Origin of the sequence: Rhizobium laguerreae (assembly GCF_019778565.1) — a bacterium.
Classification (GTDB): domain Bacteria; phylum Pseudomonadota; class Alphaproteobacteria; order Rhizobiales; family Rhizobiaceae; genus Rhizobium; species Rhizobium laguerreae.
Genome location: NZ_JAAXQT010000004.1, coordinates 33945 through 51373 on the forward strand (window position 1 = coordinate 33945; position 17429 = coordinate 51373).

The following is a 17429-nucleotide window of genomic DNA, read 5'->3' on the forward strand; positions in this document are numbered from 1 at the left end:
CCATGGCGGAGCGGCACCAGCCACGCATCCTGACGATCCCGGCGGGCCTCTCCTTCCTGAAAACGCTGGCGACGGCACTTTGCGACGGCCGATTGACGCCGATTTTCCGGCACGACGCCGATGATCCGCTATCGCTTGCCAAAGTCACGATCTACCTGCCGACCCGGCGCGCCGTGCGTGTGCTGCGGTCCGAATTCGTCGACCTGCTCGGCGGCCGCTCGGCGATCCTCCCCGTCATCCGCCCGCTCGGTGAAACCGATGACGATAGCGGCTATTTCGACGAGGCGCTGCCGGCAACGATCGATCTCGCTCAGCCGCTGTCGAATACTGCCCGTCTGCTGGAGCTTGCGCGTCTGATCCTTGCCTGGCGAAACAAGCTGCCGGAGATCGTCCGCCACATTCACTCGGACTCGCCGCTCGTCGCGCCGGCAAGCCCGGCGGATGCGATCTGGCTCGCCCGCAATCTTGCCGAGCTGATCGATTCCATCGAGACCGAGGATCTCGACTGGTCGGAGCTGTCGAAACTCGATACCGGCGATTATGCCGCCTGGTGGCAGCTGACGGCGGAGTTCCTGCAGATCGCCAGTGCCTTCTGGCCCGAGCGGCTGTCCGAACTCGGCAAATCCTCGCCGGCGCGGCACAGAAACGCCATTCTCCGGGCCGAAGCAAGCCGGCTTTCGGCAACGAAACCCGCCGGGCCGATCATCATCGCCGGTTCGACGGGTTCAGTTCCCGCCACCGCCGATCTCATCGCCGCCGTCGCCCATCTGCCGGAAGGTGTGATCGTGCTTCCGGGTCTGGATCTCTCCATGCCCGAAAGGCACTGGCAGATGGTCGCGCCGGAACCGGCGCCAGGCCAACATGCCAATCCGGCAAGCCGGAGCCATCCGCAATATGGTCTGTCGTCTCTGCTCAAGCGGCTGAAGCTGACGCGTGCCGACGTCACGCTCCTCGACAGACCGGAGGCCGATCTTGAGCGACGTGCCGAAATCCTGTCGCGGGCACTTGCTCCGGCGGAGGCGACCAGCGACTGGGGAGCGTGGAAAAACGACCTGCCGGCAGGCGCGCTGTCTTCGGCCTTCTCTGACATTTCGCTGATTGAAGCCGCCAATGAGCGTGAGCAAGCAACCGCAATTGCCATCGCGCTCCGGCTTGCGTTGGAGAGGCCGGGACAGGACAGCGAGAGCCGGGCAGCACTCATCACTCCGGACCGCAATCTCGCGCGGCGGGTGATGGCCGAGCTTTCCCGCTTCGGCATCCTCGCAGACGATTCGGCGGGCACACCGCTTTCGGCCATGCCGCAGGGTACCCTGCTGCAATTGCTGCTGGAGGCAGCGCTGCGGCCGGGCGATCCGGTGGCCATCGTCTCGCTGCTCAAACATCCGCTTGCCCGCTTCGGCCTGGAGCGCGGCGCCTTGATTTCCGCTACCGAGGCGCTCGAGCTGCTGGCACTGCGCGGCGGCGTGGCAGAGGTGGATATCAGTACGCTGGAACCGCTGCTCACGCACCAACTTGCCGAACAGGCCCTGGACAGGCACGCGCCGCAATGGCGAAAAGCGCTTTCGCCTGAGGCCGCCGACGCCGCATACGACCTTGCCCGGCGGGTCACACGGGCGACCGAGCCTCTGGCTTCGGCGCTGATGCGGCACCGGCCGGAAGATCGCGGAAGAACAGCGCACTTCACATTGTCCGAATGGGCGGAACGCACCGGCCGTTCGCTTGAAGCGGTCGCGGTCGATCCGCAAGGCAATCTCGCCGATCTCTGGTCGAACGAAGCGGGAGATGCCCTCGCCGCCCTGCTCGGTGAAGTGATCGACACGGACGGCCAGATGGAGGCCGACGGACCGCAATGGATCGACATCATGGCAGCACTCGCCGCCGGTCATGCGGTGAAGCCACGGGCGCTCAGCCATCCGAGGCTTTTCATCTTCGGCACGCTGGAAGCCCGCCTGCAGAGCGTCGATACGTTGATCCTCGGCGGCCTGAACGAAGGCACCTGGCCGGGACAGACCGCCAACAATCCCTTCATTCCGCGCATGATGAAGACGGAAATCGGCCTCGAGCCGCCGGAGCGGCGCATCGGCCAGCTGGCACATGACTTCGAGATGGCAAACGGCACACGTCATCTGATCTATTCGCGCGCGCTGCGCCAGGGCTCGACGCCGACCGTTGCCTCACGTTGGCTGCAGCGGCTGCTGGCGCTCGGCGGAGAGGCGTTCGAAGCGGAATTGAAGGGACGCGGCAATCGTTTCCTGCAGTGGACCGCTCTCATCGATCGGGGCGACAGTCAGGCGCCGGCGCAACGACCCTCGCCGAAACCGCCGCTGGCGCTGCAGCCGAAATCCTATTCCTTCAGCGAAGTCGGCCGGCTGCGCCGAGATCCCTATGCCATCTATGCCCGTCGCATCCTGCGGCTCGACCCCGTCGACCCGTTCAATCGCGACCCGGGTGCGGCCGAACGCGGGACGCTCTACCACAAGATCATCGACCGTTTCATCCGCGAAGCCCATATCGCCGGCACGCCGGATGCGGCAGCGGCGATGGAGCACGTCCTTTCCGAGCTTTTCGACATGGAAAAGTTGCCGCCGCATATCGATGCCGTGTGGCGGCCGCGTTTTCGCGCAGTCGCCCGCGTCTTCCTCGAATGGGAGGCCGGACGGCGACATGGCATCCTGAAAACGTTGACGGAAGTGCGAGGCGGCATGGAACTGGAGCCGATCAATATCCGGCTCACCGGCGTCGCAGACCGGATCGACGTCACCGGACCACACTCGGCCGATATCATCGACTACAAGACCGGCTACAATCCCTCGCCGGCGCAGGCACGCGTGCTTCTCGATCCGCAGCTGGCACTTGAAGCAGCGGCCTTGAGCGCTGGCGCTTTTCGCGATGCCGGCAGCCTCGTGCCGCAGGACCTTCTCTATGTGCGTCTGCGACCGGGAAGCCGCTTTCAAGTCGATACCGTCAACAACGAGAGCTCTGCACGCAGCGACAAGGCCAAATCGGCGATGGATCTCGCCGCTGAATCGATCGACCAGCTGGTCAAATTCGTGGGGTTGCTGCAATCCAGCGAAAGAGGCTTTACCTCGCGGCTGATCCCGGCCCAGCAGTTCGATTTCGGCGGCGATTATGATCATCTCGCCCGCGTCTCCGAATGGTCGACGGCCGAAACCGAAGAGGGCGGCGATGAGTGATGTGACCGCCCTTCCCAACGATGACGATCCGGGCGCCTGGATCGGCTGGACGACAATCCAGCAGGCGATAGCCTCCGATCCGTTGCGGTCGGCATGGGTCTCGGCCAATGCCGGTTCCGGCAAGACGCATGTGCTGACGCAGCGCGTCATCCGGCTGCTGCTATCAGGCGCGCGGCCCTCCGCCATTTTATGCCTCACCTACACCAAGGCTGCGGCGTCGGAAATGTCGAACCGCGTTTTCGAACGGCTGGCGGAATGGGTGGTGCTTGACGATGAAGACCTCGGCCGCCGCATCACGCAGATCGAAGGCGTGGCTCCCGACGGACTGAAGCTTGCCGAGGCTCGTCGGCTGTTTGCCAAGGCGCTGGAGACGCCCGGCGGACTGAAGATCCAGACGATCCATGCCTTTTGCGAGGCACTGCTGCATCAGTTCCCGCTGGAGGCCAACGTTGCCGGCCATTTCTCAGTTCTCGACGATCGCGCGGCGGTGGCGCTGCTTTCCGATGCGCGCCGGGCGCTGCTGACGGCAACGGCGCCGGACGAAGACAGCGCCCTTGCCGAGGCATTCGCCTACGTGCTCAATCTCGGCGACGAATCCGGGCTGGAGAACCTGCTCGGCGACATCGTCGCCAACCGCAATGCCATTCGTCGTTTCACCGCGACGGCCGAACAGCAGGGCGGTGTGGAAATGGTTCTGCGCAAAAGGCTCGGCCTTGCCGTCGGCGACACTGAAGACAGGATCGCGGCGCAATATTGGCCTTTGCCGGAGCTTTCGGGCAGCACACTGGAGCTCTATCTCTCGCTTGCCGACCAGAAGGGCGGCGCGAAGGCGCAGGAAGTTGCTTACGGCCTCAGGCTCGCCGGGCGGGAGCGCGATGACGCAAGGCGTGCGCAATTTCTCGAGAAGATCTTTCTGACCGTGAAGGGCGAGCCCAAGGCCGACTCGCAATTTTTCGTCAAGGCCATGCTTGCCGAGGCACCGCGTCTGGCGGAGGCCATCGCCATTGCCCGCGCGCATGTCGCAGCAAGCCGCGACCGGCTGAAGCTGATGCGGATGTACGGCGCCACGCATGCAGCGCTGGTGCTCGCCGATCGGCTGAATCACGACTATGAGGAGTTGAAGAAGCAGCGCAGCCAGCTCGATTTCGAGGACCTGATCACCCGCACCGCCGACCTCCTGACAAAAAGTGGCGTCGGCCCCTGGATCCACTACAAGCTCGACCGCGGCATCGATCATATCCTCGTCGACGAGGCGCAGGATACCAGCCCGATCCAGTGGAGTGTCATCCAGTCGCTCGCCGAAGATTTCTTCTCCGGCGAAAGCGCCCGGCCGATCGTGCGCACGCTGTTTGCCGTCGGCGACGAAAAGCAGTCGATCTATTCCTTCCAGGGGGCGCGGCCCGAGCGTTTTTCCGAAGAGAGCGACCGGACGCGGCGGCGCGTTTCCGATAGCGGGCAGAGTTTTTCCTCCGTGCGGCTGCCACTGTCGTTCCGCTCGACCTCAGACGTACTCGAGGCGGTTGACCACATTTTCAAGACAGCCGAGAATGCGCGCGGCCTCAGCGCGCTCGGCGAACCGGTCGTGCATCGTTCAAGCCGCATCGGACATCCCGGCGCCGTCGATCTCTGGGAAATGGTTGCGCCGGAAGCGGTGGTGAAGGAGGAGGACTGGACGGCGCCCTTCGATGCGACGCCGGAAAGCGCGCCGGCCGCGATCCTCGCGCGGCGGATCGCCCATTCGATCGGCACGCTCGTTGGCCGCGAAACGATCGTCGACAAAGGCAAGGAGCGCCTGATTGAGGCGGGCGACATCCTGGTGCTGGTGCGCAAGCGCGACGCCTTCGTCAATGCGTTGACACGCGCGTTGAAGCGCCGCGGCGATATTCCCGTCGCCGGTGCGGACAGGCTGGTGCTGACCAGCCATATCGCCGTGCAGGATCTGCTGGCGCTCGGCCGTTTCCTGCTTCTACCGGAAGACGATCTTTCGCTCGCCGCCGTGCTGAAGAGCCCGCTTTTCGATCTCTCCGAGGACGACATCTTTGCGGTCGCCGCGTTGCGCGGCGACAATCAGAGCGTCTGGAGCCATCTCAAAAGCTTCGCCACCGACGGCACCGAGCGTTTCCGCGCTGCCGTCGAGAGGCTGGAGCTGTTTCTCCGGCAGTCCAGGAGCCTGTCGGTCCATGATTTCTATGCGCGCGTGCTGGGCAGCTATGGCGGGCGGCGGCAATTCCTTGCCCGTCTCGGCACCGAGGTCAGCGATATTCTCGACGAATTCCTGACCTTCACGCTCGACCACGAGAGCTCCGGCCTTCCCGGGCTGCAATCCTTCATCTCGACGCTGGAGCTCGAAGCCCCCGTGATGAAGCGCGAGCAGGACAAGGGGCGCAACGAGGTGCGGATCATGACGGTGCATGCCTCCAAGGGTCTTGAAGCACCGATCGTTTTCCTTGTCGACGGCGGTTCGAAGGCCTTCACCCATACCCATCTGCCGAAGCTTCGCCTGATCGAGACCGGTCCCGACGAGCCGCCGATGCCCGTCTGGGTTCCTGTCTCCGATCTGGCCAATTCGCTGACCCTGGACGATGCCACACGTATCCAGATGCTGGCGGAAGAGGAATACCGCCGGTTGCTCTATGTCGCTATGACGCGCGCCGCCGACCGGCTGGTCGTCTGCGGCTATCGTGGCGTGCGTGTGAATAACGACACCTGGCATATGATGATCTCGACGGCCCTGCGCGACGACCATCCGCATGTGGAGGCGACCACATTCTCCGGTCCCGATGGGGAATGGCCGGGCGTCAAATGGCGCGTGCCGCGGGTGGAACGACGCTTCGAGCGTATCGATAGCACCGAAGAGCGCGGCAGCGAGGAGACCTTGCCCGACGGTCTGTTGCGGCCATTGCCGCCGCAGGCTGAGCTGCCCCGGCCGCTCAGTCCTTCCGGCGCCGGGACGATCATCGATGAAGACGAGGGCGGTCTGCTGATTGTCTCGCCGCTGTTCGGCGAAAAGGAGCGCAGCGATCGTTCGCTGGAAAAGGGCAGGCTGATCCATCGCATGCTGCAGGCGCTTCCCGAAATTCCGCTTGGCGAACGGCCTGACGCGGCGAGCCGTTATGCCGAAAGGGCGGCTCGATTCTGGCCGGAAGCCGAACGGCGCAAGCTTGTCGATTCGGTTCTGAAACTATTGGACGAGGAAGGTCTGCAGGCTGTTCTCGGTGCGCAGGCCCAGCCCGAAGTCTCGATCATGGGAACATTGACGCTCGAAGACCGGCGCTATGCCGTCTCCGGCCGCATCGACCGGCTCGCCGTTCTTGCCGATCGCGTCGTCATTCTCGACTACAAGACCAATCGGGTACCGCCAGCAACAGAAGAAGCTATCCCCTTCGCGCACCGGGCACAGCTGGCGATCTATCGCGAGATCCTGGCGCCGCTCTATCCTGATAAGCGTATCGATTGCATGCTTGTCTATACCGAGAACGCTTCGCTCTACGCGCTGAGCGAAGAGGCGCTCGGTTTGGCGCTTGCAGCGGTCAAGACAAAGTGAAATACCGGACATTGAAAGTTCGGCACCGCACCATCACATGTGGTTCAACACCCAATTCCGTTAAAGGAGCAGCCCATGGCTACCGTGAAAGTCGATATCAATAACTTCCAGTCGGAAGTTCTGGAATCCGCAGAACCCGTCGTCGTCGATTTCTGGGCCGAATGGTGCGGCCCGTGCAAGATGATTGCTCCGAGCCTCGAAGAAATCGCCGTCGAGATGGAAGGCAAGGTCAAGGTCGCCAAGCTGAATATCGATGAGAACCCGGAACTCGCTGCACAGTTCGGTGTGCGCTCCATTCCGACCCTTGCAATCTTCAAGGGCGGCGAAGTTGCCGATATCTCGGTCGGCGCAAAGCCGAAGACGGCTCTTTCGAACTGGATTTCGAGCGCTGCCTGATTAATATCGACGAATTTATATCACATTGACGAAAAAGCCCGGCTCGACCGGGCTTTTTTTCATTTCGCAGCCTTCATTTTGGCGGCGTGCCGTTGTCGGCAAGCACGTCGCCGACAAGATAGAGAGAGCCGCCGACCAGGATGCGCGGCGGCAATGCCTCCGGGTCGGCGACGGCTTTTATCGCTTCCAGCGCATCGCCGACCGTCGACATCGGTTCGGCAACCAAGCCGGCATCATAAGCGGCATTCGACAATATCACCGGGTCGACCATCGCTTCGCTGCCGCGGATCGGCACGCAGAAAACCTTCTCGACCAAGCCGGCAAAGGCCTTGAAATAACCGACCGGATCCTTGGTATTGATCATGCCGATAATCAGAAAAAGCGGCCGAGACTGGCGCTCCTCGAAAGTGGCCATGGCTTCGGCGATCACTTCGCCGGCACCGGGATTATGCCCGCCATCGATCCAGATCTCGGCGCCGGCGGGTGCATGCGGCAGCAGCCGGCCCTCGCTCAGGCGCTGTAGCCGGCCCGGCCATTCGACCGAACTCATCGCCTTTTCCATCATCGTCTCGGTGACGGTGAAACCCGCCGCCTTGACGGCACGAATGGCAGCGGCAGCATTGGCATATTGATGGCGGCCGGGAAGGCGCGGTAGCGGCAGGTCGGCAAGCCCGAACTCGTCCTGGTAGACGAGCCGGCCATATTCCTCATGCGCCATGAAATCCTGCCCGAAGACGGCGCTCGGGCAATGCAGCCGTTCGGCCGTCGACATCAGCACGTCGAGCGCTGCGTCATATTCCTGATGGCCGATGACGACGGGAAATCCCGGCTTCATGATGCCGGCCTTTTCGGCCGCGATCAGCTCGACCCTGTCGCCGAGATAGGGTTGGTGATCCAGCGAGATCGGCATGATCACCGAGACGGCCGGATTGGAAATGACATTGGTGGCGTCGAACCGGCCGCCGAGACCGACTTCGATGATCGCGGCATCGGCCGGATGTTCGGAAAACAGGATGAAGGTGACCGCCGTCAGAATTTCGAAGACGGTGATGTGCTGTCCTGCATTGGCATCGGCCACGCGACGCACGGCCCCGGCAAAGACGGCGTCGTCGACAAGCTGTCCGCGTCCGCCCTTGACGCCGATGCGATAACGCTCGTGCCAATTGACGAGATGCGGCGAGGTGTGGACATGGGCGCTGTAGCCGCCGGCTTCGAGCAAAGCGCGGCAGAAGGCGGTGACCGACCCTTTGCCGTTGGTGCCGGCGACATGGATCACCGGCGGCAATTTCCTATGCGGATTGCCGAGCACATCAAGAAGACGGGTGATGCGATCGAGAGACAGATCAAAACCCTTGGGATGCAATCCCATGAGCTTGTCGATCTCCTGTGCTGCCTCACTCACTGCGGTTTGGCCTCTGGGTATCAATTCGGCACCCCGCCTGTTTGTCGGTTATCAGGCGCTCGCCGCCAGAGCAATGGCGCCGCCATTCATGTCGTTCGCCGCAGAAACCGGCTTCTTCGTCAGGATCTTCAAGAGGCGCGCCAGCGTTTCCGGAATATCGTGACGCTTGACGACCATATCGACCATACCATGCTCCAGCAGGTATTCGGCGGTCTGGAAGCCTTCGGGCAGTTTTTCACGCAGGGTCTGCTCGATCACGCGCTTGCCGGCAAAGCCGATTTCGGCGCCGGGTTCAGCCAGATGAATATCGCCAAGCATGGCATAGGAGGCCGTGACGCCACCCGTCGTCGGGTTGGTCAGCACGACGATATAGGGCTGGCCGGATTCCTTCAGCATGTCGACGGCAACCGTCGTGCGCGGCAACTGCATCAGCGACAGGATGCCTTCCTGCATGCGCGCACCGCCGGAAGCGGGGAACATCACCAGCGGGCACTTTTCAGACGTCGCACGCTCGAAAGCCTTGACGATTGCCTCGCCGGCGGCCATGCCGAGCGAACCGCCGATAAAGTTGAATTCGTGCACAACGGCCACGAGTTTCAGTCCCTGCACCTTTCCGACACCGGCGAGGATCGTATCCTCTTGTTCGGTCTTCAGGCGGCTGTCGCGCAGGCGATCGCTATATTTCTTCGAATCGCGGAACTTCAGCGGGTCCTGCGCGACCTTCGGCTGCGGCAGCGATTCGAACTCGCCATTGTCGAAAAGATCGGTCAGGCGCGCCTTGGCCGGCATCTTCATGTGATAACCAGACGCCGGAATGACCCATTTGTTGCCTTCCAGGTCCTTGTGGAAGACCATCTCGCCCGTTTCCGGGCACTTGATCCAGAGATTCTCCGGCACTTCGCGACGGCCCAGCATGGAATTGATCCGCGGGCGAACGTAGTTGGTGATCCAGTTCAACTCGAATACTCCTGATAGACTTTTTTCAATGTGCGCAAACTATTCGGCAGCAACAAGGCGCGCCGAACGTGTTCCCGTGGAAAGGCCGCGCACCAGCGTGGCAACCGCCTGAACGGTGTCTGCCGTTGCCTTTCCGTCATGCGTCAAGCTGGTCGCGACCTGATTGACGATCGCGGTGCCGACGACGACGCCGTCGGCCGAACCGCCGATGACCTTTGCATGCTCCGCCGTCTTGACGCCGAAGCCGACGCAGACGGGCAGCTTGGTGTGCTGCTTGATGCGCTCGACCGCGCCCGAAACCAGCGACGGATCAGGCAGCGCCGAACCGGTGATGCCGTTCATCGAGACGTAGTAGACGAAGCCTGAAGTGTTCTTCAGGACCTTCGGCAGGCGCTTCTCATCGGTCGTCGGCGTCGCCAGGCGGATGAAATTGATGCCTTTGCGGATCGCCGGAATGCAGAGCTCGTCATCCATCTCAGGCGGCAGGTCGACAACGATCAGGCCGTCGATGCCGGCGGCGAGCGCGTCGTCGAGGAATTTCTCGACGCCGTAAATATAGATCGGGTTGTAGTAACCCATCATCACGATCGGCGTCGCATCATTGGTCTTGCGGAAATCGGCCGCCAGCTGCAGCGTCTTCTTCAGCGTCTGGCCGCCTTTCAGCGCCCGCTGACCGGCCAGCTGGATCGCCGGGCCGTCGGCCATCGGGTCGGAAAAGGGCATGCCAAGCTCGATGATGTCGGAGCCTGCCTCCGGCAGCGCCTTCATGATGCCGAGCGAGGTGCCGTAATCGGGATCGCCGCCCATGAAATAGGTCACAAGCGCCGGACGGCCCTCGGCCTTCAGCTCGGCAAAGCGTTTGTCCATGCGTGCGGTCATGTCTTACAGTCCCATTCCCAGAATCTTGCCGACGGTGAAGATATCCTTGTCGCCGCGGCCGGAGAGGTTCATCAGGATGATCTCGTCCTTGCCCATCGTCGGTGCGCGTTTGATCACCTCGGCAATCGCGTGCGAGGGCTCGAGCGCAGGGATGATGCCTTCGAGGCGGGTCAAGGTCTGGAAAGCCTCGAGCGCTTCGTGATCCATGATCGGCACATAGTCGACGCGGCCGGTATCGTTCAGCCAGGAATGTTCGGGGCCGATGCCAGGATAATCGAGACCGGCCGAAATCGAATGGCCTTCCTTGATCTGACCGTCGCCATCCTGCAGCAGATAGGTGCGGTTGCCGTGCAGCACGCCCGGCGAACCGGCAGTGATCGAGGCGCAATGTTCGTCGCCCTGCAGACCCTTGCCGCCGGCTTCGACGCCGACCATCTTGACAGTGGGATCATCCAGGAAAGGATGGAAAATGCCGATGGCGTTCGAGCCGCCGCCGACGGCAGCGATGACCAGATCCGGAAGACGGCCTTCGGCTACCAGCATCTGCTCTTTCGCTTCGATGCCGATCACCGACTGGAAATCACGGACCATCTCCGGATAGGGATGCGGACCGGCTGCCGTTCCGATCAGGTAATAGGTATCCTCGACATTGGTGACCCAGTCGCGAAGTGCCTCGTTCATGGCGTCCTTCAGCGTGCCGCTGCCCGCCGTGACCGGCTTGACTTCCGCGCCGAGCAGCTTCATGCGGAAAACATTCGGCGCCTGACGCTCGACGTCGGTGGCGCCCATATAGACGACGCAGGGAAGGCCAAAGCGGGCGGCAACGGTTGCGGAGGCGACGCCGTGCTGACCGGCACCGGTTTCGGCGATGATGCGGGTCTTGCCCATGCGCTTGGCGAGCAGGATCTGGCCGATGCAGTTGTTGATCTTGTGCGAGCCGGTGTGGTTCAGCTCTTCGCGCTTGAAATAGATCTTGGCGCCGCCGAGTTCGGCCGTCAGCCGCTCGGCGAAATAGAGCGGGCTCGGGCGGCCGATATAATGCGCGCCGAGATGCTTCAATTTGGCCTGGAACGCCGGATCGTTCTTTGCCCTGTTCCACTCGTCCTGCAGATCAAGGATCAACGGCATCAATGTTTCGGCCACGAAACGACCGCCATAGATGCCGAAACGGCCATCTTCATCGGGGCCGGAACGGAAGGAATTCGGTTTAGGCGTCTCGTTCACTCTCAACTCCCTGAGGCCATCATCGGCGCATTCGCCTTTTCGACCGCGTCAAAAAATTCATCGATCTTCGCGACGCTCTTCACGCCAGGCGCAGTTTCGACTCCCGAGGAGACGTCGATACCCGGTGCCTTGGTGATGAAAAGCGCCTCGGCGACATTGTCCTTGTTCAGCCCGCCGGAAAGCATGTAATCGACGCTGCCGTCAAGCCAGCTGAGAAGGCTCCAATCGAAGGAAATACCGTTGCCGCCAGGCAGTTCCGAACCCTTCGGCGCTTTGGCGTCGAAGAGGAAACGGTCGGCGATGCCGATATAGGCCTCGACGCGCTTCAGGTCGTCTGCCGTGCGGACCGAAAAGACCTTCATCACAGGCAGACCATAGAGCGCCTTTATGGTCAGCACATGTTCAGGGCTCTCGTTACCATGAAGCTGGAGCATATCCGGCTTCAACAACGATACGATCTCGTCGAGTTCGTCATTGGTCGGATCGACGACGACGGCGACGATCTTCGCCTTGCCGCGCGCAGGTTCGGCCAGTTTTGCCGCCAGGTCCGGCTCGATATAGCGCGGGCTCTTTTCGAAGAAGATAAAACCGATATGGGTCGCGCCGCGTTTCAGCGCACGATCGACAGCCTCAGGCGTCTTCAAACCACAGATCTTGATATCCGGTCTCATGGCAGCGAAGTGACACGAAATGCGGAAAGAGTCGAGCCAATTTGCGACGAACACTGAATTTAGCGCGGCTCTCGGCTAGAGCGCCGCGCATCCAAAGGACGCGCTAAGGACGCTCTATCACTTTAAATCTGCGCATAATGCTTTCCGAAAAATCGATTCCGATTTTCGGGGTTACGCGCTAGTCGAAATCGATGGCATGCAACTGGCTGCCATGCCGCTTGAGCCAGGATTTCGCCTCGTCCATACCGGGGCAAAGTTTGCCACAGAGGGCCCAGAAGTGCGGGCCGTGATTCATTTCCTTGAGGTGGGCGACCTCATGGGCGGCGAGATAATCGATCACCGACGGCGGCGCCATGACGATACGCCAGGAAAAGCTCAGATTTCCCTCCGACGAACAGGAGCCCCAGCGGCTACGGGTATCCTTCATCGAGATCGAACGGATCGGCGCCCGGATCGTTACGGCATGCATCGCCGCCAGTCTTGCGAGATCGGCGCGCGCCTCCTTCTTGAGAAAGGCCGCAATGCGCCGTCCGACATGTTCCGGCATGCCGCTGACGCGCAGCACCGGGATGCCGCCTGTGGAAACCACCTCCGTCAGCCCGCGCAAGCTGCCGCTATGCTGGATGCGGTGAGAAACGCCGCGAAGGAGGATCTCGCCGCCATCACGCAGGCCGGTATCGGTCGAAAACTTAGCAAGCTTGGTGAGCAGCCAGCCCTGGTGACGATCGAGGAAGGCATTGACCTCACGCGCCGCAAGGCCTTTCGGCACCGTCATCTTCAAGGCGCGACCGCCCGGTTCGATGCGCAGCGTGATGCGTGTCGCCCGGTCATGCTGCTTGATCGTCAGCGGCATGAGCCGGCCGGCGACATCGAGCGTCCGCATTTCGGGCGGAGCCGGCTTTCGCGCCTTCGACCTTGTTTTCAGAAGCGAGAACATGCGTGTTTTCTATACGATTCGCCGGCAAATCTAAATGATCGCCGGAAGGGCAGACATGGAAAAACCGGCATCGGGAGATGCCGGTCATCAATTCATTGTTCAGGCGTTTACGGCGTCTGATATTCAGCGACCGGGCCGTTGTCATCGCGCTTGGCGTTCCTGCGGTCGCGCATGAAGCGGTCGAACTCTTCCTGATCCTTGGCGCGGCGGAGCTCGCGAAGATAGGAGTCGAATTCCTCGCGCATTTCGTCAAGCTTGCGGCGCTCTTCCTCGATGCGGTCGAGTTCGGCCTTGCGCCAGTCGTCAAAGGCGACGTTGCCGGTCGAAAAATGCGGGCGGTGACGGCCATGCGGGCGGCGGCAGGAGGCAAAGAAGCCATCGGTCGCCTGGTTGACGTCACGCTTGAAGCCGCGCAGACGGTCGCCGAAGATGATGTAGGCAAGCATGGCAAGACCCAGGGGCCAGAAAACCATGAAGCCGAGAATCATCAGGGCAATGGTAGCCGGAGTCCAATCCGGTCGAAGCAATGCTGACTGGTTCATCGTGCGGGTATCCCTCGCTTTCCGCGCCCGGCAGAATACCGAACGCTGAAATCGATGTGGTTACCACAATAACCGCCTTCAAGACGATTGCCCGCGAAATCGGACAACACCTTGAATCCGTTTTGCTAATTCAGCTATTCCTGATTCAGCCCGTTCGGCCGCCCTTGATGACACGCGGGATGGGAGGCTTGACGGCGGAACGGGAATGCTGGCGGACGAAATCGATGATGCGCGGCGCGATCTCGCGGCGGAAACGCGAGCCGTTGAAAACACCATAATGGCCGACATCCGGCTGAAGATAATGCATGCGCATATCTTCGGGAATGTTCACGCAGATGGTCTGCGCCGCCATTGTCTGGCCGACCCCTGAGATATCGTCATTCTCGCCTTCGACGGTCAGCAGCGCCACATTGCGAATTGCCGCCGGATCGACGCGTTTGCCGCGATGCATCAGTTCGCCCTTCGGCAGCGAATGCTTGATAAAGACCTCCTCCACCGTCTGCAGATAGAATTCGGCGGTCAGATCCATGACGGCGAGATATTCGTCGTAGAAATCGCGATGCCTTTCCGGCTCGCCGTCGTTCTTCACGAGATGCATGAAGAATTCCTTGTGCGCGACGAGGTGGCGATCAAGATTCATCGACATGAAGCCCGAAAGCTGCAGAAACCCTGGGTAGACCGGGCGCATGAAGCCCGGCTGCGGCCAGGGCACGTTCATGATGACATTGTCGGAGAACCACTGCAGCGACCGCTCCTGGGCGAGCTTGTTGACCGCCGTCGGGTTGATGCGCGTGTCGATCGGGCCGCCCATCAGCGTCATCGACGCCGGCGAAAGCGGATCCTTGGCTTCTTCCATCACGGCAGCGGCTGCCAGCACCGGAACGGAAGGCTGACAGACGGCGATGACATGCGTGTCGTGACCGAGGAAATGCAGCATCTCGATGACGTAGTCGACGTAATCGTCGAAATCGAACGTGCCTTCCGTCATCGGCACCATGCGGGCGTCGATCCAGTCGGTGATGTAGATATCGGCACTCGGCAGCAGCGCCTCGACCGTGCCGCGCAGCAGCGTGGCATAGTGGCCGGACATCGGCGCGACGATCAGAATGCGCGGATCATTGCCGCGGGCGGCGGGAACACTGCGGGCGAAATGCAGAAGATTGCAGAAGGGTCGCGACCAGACGACCTCTTCGCGGACGGACACCGTCTTGTCACCGATCGTCGTCTGCTTCAGTCCGAATTCCGGTTTCCCGTAGCGGCGCGTCGTGCGTTCGAACATTTCGAGACTTGCCGCGATCGTGCGGCCGAATGGCGTATTGGAGAACGGGTTCATCGGATTGGCATAGGCAAATCGCATGATATCGGCCGCGGCGCGAAACGGCGCCATGGCAGCATGGTTCAATTCATAAAGCTGATAAAACATTGGAAGGCGCCACCTTTCTCTATCGAAAAGATGACACCGATTGAGAGGCATCGACTCTTTTCGTAACGCGGGCACGTAACGCAGACTAACAGGTTTTTGTTGCACAGCAACATTGACGCACCAGACCCACACAAGAAATGCCGGAGAATTGATCCCCGGCATCACAATCGACCTGAAAACTTAAGTTTCTCAACAGGAAGCGTCGTTAACGATCCGCTACGAAGGTCTGTTTCTGCGTGCCGAGACCTTCGATGCCGAGTTCGACCACGTCGCCGGCCTTGAGATAACGCGGCGGCTTGAGGCCCATGCCGACGCCCGGAGGCGTGCCGGTCGAGATCACGTCACCGGGATGCAGCGACATGAACTGGCTGAGATAGGAGACAAGGAACGCAACCCCGTAAACCATCGTTTTCGATGAACCGTTCTGCATCTTCTGGCCGTTGACCGTCAGCCACATGCCGAGGTTCTGCGGTTCGGCAATTTCATCCTTGGTCACGAGCCAGGGGCCGATCGGACCAAAGGTATCGCAGGACTTGCCCTTGGTCCACTGACCGGACCGCTCGGTCTGGAAGGCGCGCTCGGAAACGTCGTTGGAGACGCAATAACCGGCGACATAATCCAGCGCTTCGGCTTCCGTCACATATTTGGCGGTTTTGCCGATGACGACGCCGAGCTCGACTTCCCAATCGGTCTTTTCCGAACCGCGCGGGATGATGACATCGTCGTTCGGTCCGACGATTGCGGATGTTGCCTTCATGAAGATGATCGGCTCGGGCGGCACGGTCGCACCGGTTTCGGCAGCATGGTCCGAATAGTTCAAGCCGATGCAGATGAATTTGCCAGTGCCCGCGACGCAGGCGCCGATGCGGCCGGGTGCGATTTCCGGAAGGCTCTTCGGATCGATCGCCGCTATCTTTGCAAGGCCTGTCGGTCCGATCGCTTCACCGCCGATATCGGCGACATGACCGGAGAGATCGCGGATATTGCCATCGGCATCGAGAAGTGCTGGTTTTTCACTGCCTGCTTCGCCAACACGCATCAGCTTCATGGAATTCCTCCTCATCGAAAACGGATTTGCAGCCACCTATGAACGAATTATTCATCGGTGTCATTACGGCTTTGCCGGGAAGCGGTACGGCTTCGCCGCGATTCGGATGATTTTCTGCCGAAAGCCGCCCGTATCCGCCGGCATCATGCTCTAAAAATTTCCGCCAGATCCGGGCCGGAGGGAATGATCCTCGTCGGATTGAGGCTTTCGATCGAATAGTATCCGCGCTTGATATGATCGAGGTTCACCGTTTCACCGATGCCCGGCCAATCCAGCATTCGGCGGCAGAAGGCGCGCAGATTGGCATAGTCGGAAAGCCGGCGCAGATTGCATTTGAAGATGCCGTGATAGGCGACGTCGAAGCGCACCAGCGTTGCAAAAAGCCGGATATCGCTCTCGGTGGGATGATCGGCGAAGAGAAAAGACCGGCCCTCGAACTGCTGCTCGGCCCAGTCGAGGCAGGCAAAGACATCGGCAAAGGCTTCCTCGTAGGCGATCTGCGTGGTGGCGAAACCGGCGCGGTAGACACCGTTGTTGAGGGTAGGATAGATGCGATCGTTGAAAGCATCGATCTCGGTGCGCCTCTCCGCCGGGTAAAGATCGATCGGATTTTTTGCCAGACCGCCGAAGCCGCTGTTCAGCATACGCAGAATATCGGCGGATTCATTGTTGACGATGGTCTTTTTCTGTTTGTCCCAGAGAACCGGCACGGTGGCCCGGCCGGTGAAATCGGGTGCCGCCCTGGTATAGATTTCATGCATATAGGTTACGCCGTTGACGTGATCCCGCGTCGCGCCGGGATAATCACCGAAGCGCCAGCCCTGCCTGCCCAACAGCGGCTCGACGACCGAGACCGAGATGATATCTTCCAGGCCCTTGAGCTTGCGGCCGATCAGGGTGCGCGAGGCCCAGGGGCAGATATAGGCGACATAGAGATGGTAACGGCCGGCGCTGGCTTCAAAGCCGGCTTCGCCGGTCGGCCCGGCGCTGCCATCCGGGGTCACCCAATTGCGGAAACTCGAGGTCTGGCGGATAAAGCCGCCCTTTTCGTCCTTTGCCTGAACGGGCTGCCAGTCTTCCGTCCATTTTCCGTTCACCAGCATGCGCAACTCCCCGATCGATTGACGAAATGGTTCATTATCCTGCTTCGACGCCGGCGTGATGCCGCGTTTATGAAGACAGTCTGTACACCCAAACTGCGACGATGCTGCG

General features: G+C 61.2%; 13 protein-coding genes. 3 read left to right on the plus strand and 10 right to left on the minus strand.

What is annotated here, in order from left to right:
* Positions 1–2: 2 nt before the first annotated feature.
* From addB to trxA, 3 genes are all read left to right on the plus strand, one after another.
* Positions 3–3194, plus strand: coding sequence for a double-strand break repair protein AddB (gene addB, locus HFO71_RS14235; RefSeq protein ID WP_221988183.1), 3192 nt, complete (start codon positions 3–5; stop codon positions 3192–3194).
* Positions 3187–6738: a double-strand break repair helicase AddA gene (addA, locus tag HFO71_RS14240; RefSeq protein ID WP_168258854.1), complete on the plus strand. Its 3552-nt coding sequence runs from the start codon at positions 3187–3189 to the stop codon at positions 6736–6738. The genes addB and addA overlap by 8 nt, the downstream gene beginning before the upstream one ends.
* A 75-nt stretch (positions 6739–6813) precedes the next feature.
* Complete coding sequence (gene trxA / locus HFO71_RS14245) at positions 6814–7134, plus strand: thioredoxin (protein WP_003544118.1); 321 nt, start codon at positions 6814–6816, stop codon at positions 7132–7134.
* Between the two features lie 73 nt (positions 7135–7207).
* On the opposite strand, the gene HFO71_RS14250 is transcribed toward trxA, so the two are convergent.
* The 10 genes from HFO71_RS14250 to HFO71_RS14295 form a co-directional block, all read right to left on the minus strand.
* Positions 7208–8560 (minus strand): bifunctional folylpolyglutamate synthase/dihydrofolate synthase, encoded by a 1353-nt coding sequence (locus HFO71_RS14250; RefSeq protein ID WP_170268982.1) that lies wholly within the window; start codon positions 8558–8560, stop codon positions 7208–7210.
* A 27-nt stretch (positions 8561–8587) separates the two neighbouring features.
* The gene (gene accD, locus HFO71_RS14255; RefSeq protein WP_065281695.1) at positions 8588–9493 is read right to left on the minus strand and encodes an acetyl-CoA carboxylase, carboxyltransferase subunit beta; all 906 of its coding nucleotides are present in this window, start codon (positions 9491–9493) and stop codon (positions 8588–8590) included.
* A gap of 39 nt (positions 9494–9532) precedes the next feature.
* The gene (gene trpA, locus HFO71_RS14260; RefSeq protein ID WP_221988184.1) at positions 9533–10372 is read right to left on the minus strand and encodes a tryptophan synthase subunit alpha; all 840 of its coding nucleotides are present in this window, start codon (positions 10370–10372) and stop codon (positions 9533–9535) included.
* Positions 10373–10375: 3 nt separating this feature from the next.
* A complete protein-coding gene (trpB, locus tag HFO71_RS14265) occupies positions 10376–11596 on the minus strand; it encodes a tryptophan synthase subunit beta (protein WP_131640916.1) in 1221 nt (406 codons plus the stop codon).
* Positions 11597–11598: 2 nt separating this feature from the next.
* Positions 11599–12267 carry a phosphoribosylanthranilate isomerase gene (locus tag HFO71_RS14270; RefSeq protein WP_024322892.1) on the minus strand — a complete coding sequence of 223 codons (669 nt, stop codon included), beginning with the start codon at positions 12265–12267 and terminating at the stop codon, positions 11599–11601.
* A 178-nt stretch (positions 12268–12445) separates the two neighbouring features.
* Positions 12446–13204: a M48 family metallopeptidase gene (locus HFO71_RS14275; protein WP_131640915.1), complete on the minus strand. Its 759-nt coding sequence runs from the start codon at positions 13202–13204 to the stop codon at positions 12446–12448.
* A 107-nt stretch (positions 13205–13311) separates the two neighbouring features.
* Positions 13312–13746 carry a DUF2852 domain-containing protein gene (locus HFO71_RS14280; RefSeq protein ID WP_017965993.1) on the minus strand — a complete coding sequence of 145 codons (435 nt, stop codon included), beginning with the start codon at positions 13744–13746 and terminating at the stop codon, positions 13312–13314.
* A 145-nt stretch (positions 13747–13891) separates the two neighbouring features.
* Complete coding sequence (locus tag HFO71_RS14285) at positions 13892–15169, minus strand: polyhydroxyalkanoate depolymerase (RefSeq protein WP_131662133.1); 1278 nt, start codon at positions 15167–15169, stop codon at positions 13892–13894.
* A gap of 205 nt (positions 15170–15374) precedes the next feature.
* Complete coding sequence (locus HFO71_RS14290) at positions 15375–16217, minus strand: fumarylacetoacetate hydrolase family protein (protein ID WP_131640913.1); 843 nt, start codon at positions 16215–16217, stop codon at positions 15375–15377.
* A 143-nt stretch (positions 16218–16360) separates the two neighbouring features.
* Positions 16361–17320 (minus strand): glutathione S-transferase family protein, encoded by a 960-nt coding sequence (locus HFO71_RS14295; RefSeq protein WP_221988185.1) that lies wholly within the window; start codon positions 17318–17320, stop codon positions 16361–16363.
* Between the last annotated feature and the right edge of the window lie 109 nt (positions 17321–17429).

Excerpts from the sequence above, each read along its gene's own strand:
- HFO71_RS14285 (WP_131662133.1), bottom strand. The coding sequence starts at position 15,169 with ATGTTTTATCAGCTTTATGAATTGAACCATGCTGCCATGGCGCCGTTT.
- HFO71_RS14290 (WP_131640913.1), bottom strand. The coding sequence starts at position 16,217 with ATGAAGCTGATGCGTGTTGGCGAAGCAGGCAGTGAAAAACCAGCACTT.
- HFO71_RS14275 (WP_131640915.1), bottom strand. The coding sequence starts at position 13,204 with ATGTTCTCGCTTCTGAAAACAAGGTCGAAGGCGCGAAAGCCGGCTCCG.
- HFO71_RS14270 (WP_024322892.1), bottom strand. The coding sequence starts at position 12,267 with ATGAGACCGGATATCAAGATCTGTGGTTTGAAGACGCCTGAGGCTGTC.
- HFO71_RS14280 (WP_017965993.1), bottom strand. The coding sequence starts at position 13,746 with ATGAACCAGTCAGCATTGCTTCGACCGGATTGGACTCCGGCTACCATT.
- HFO71_RS14295 (WP_221988185.1), bottom strand. The coding sequence starts at position 17,320 with ATGCTGGTGAACGGAAAATGGACGGAAGACTGGCAGCCCGTTCAGGCA.
- addB (WP_221988183.1), top strand. The coding sequence starts at position 3 with ATGGCGGAGCGGCACCAGCCACGCATCCTGACGATCCCGGCGGGCCTC.
- trpA (WP_221988184.1), bottom strand. The coding sequence starts at position 10,372 with ATGACCGCACGCATGGACAAACGCTTTGCCGAGCTGAAGGCCGAGGGC.
- trxA (WP_003544118.1), top strand. The coding sequence starts at position 6,814 with ATGGCTACCGTGAAAGTCGATATCAATAACTTCCAGTCGGAAGTTCTG.
- addA (WP_168258854.1), top strand. The coding sequence starts at position 3,187 with ATGAGTGATGTGACCGCCCTTCCCAACGATGACGATCCGGGCGCCTGG.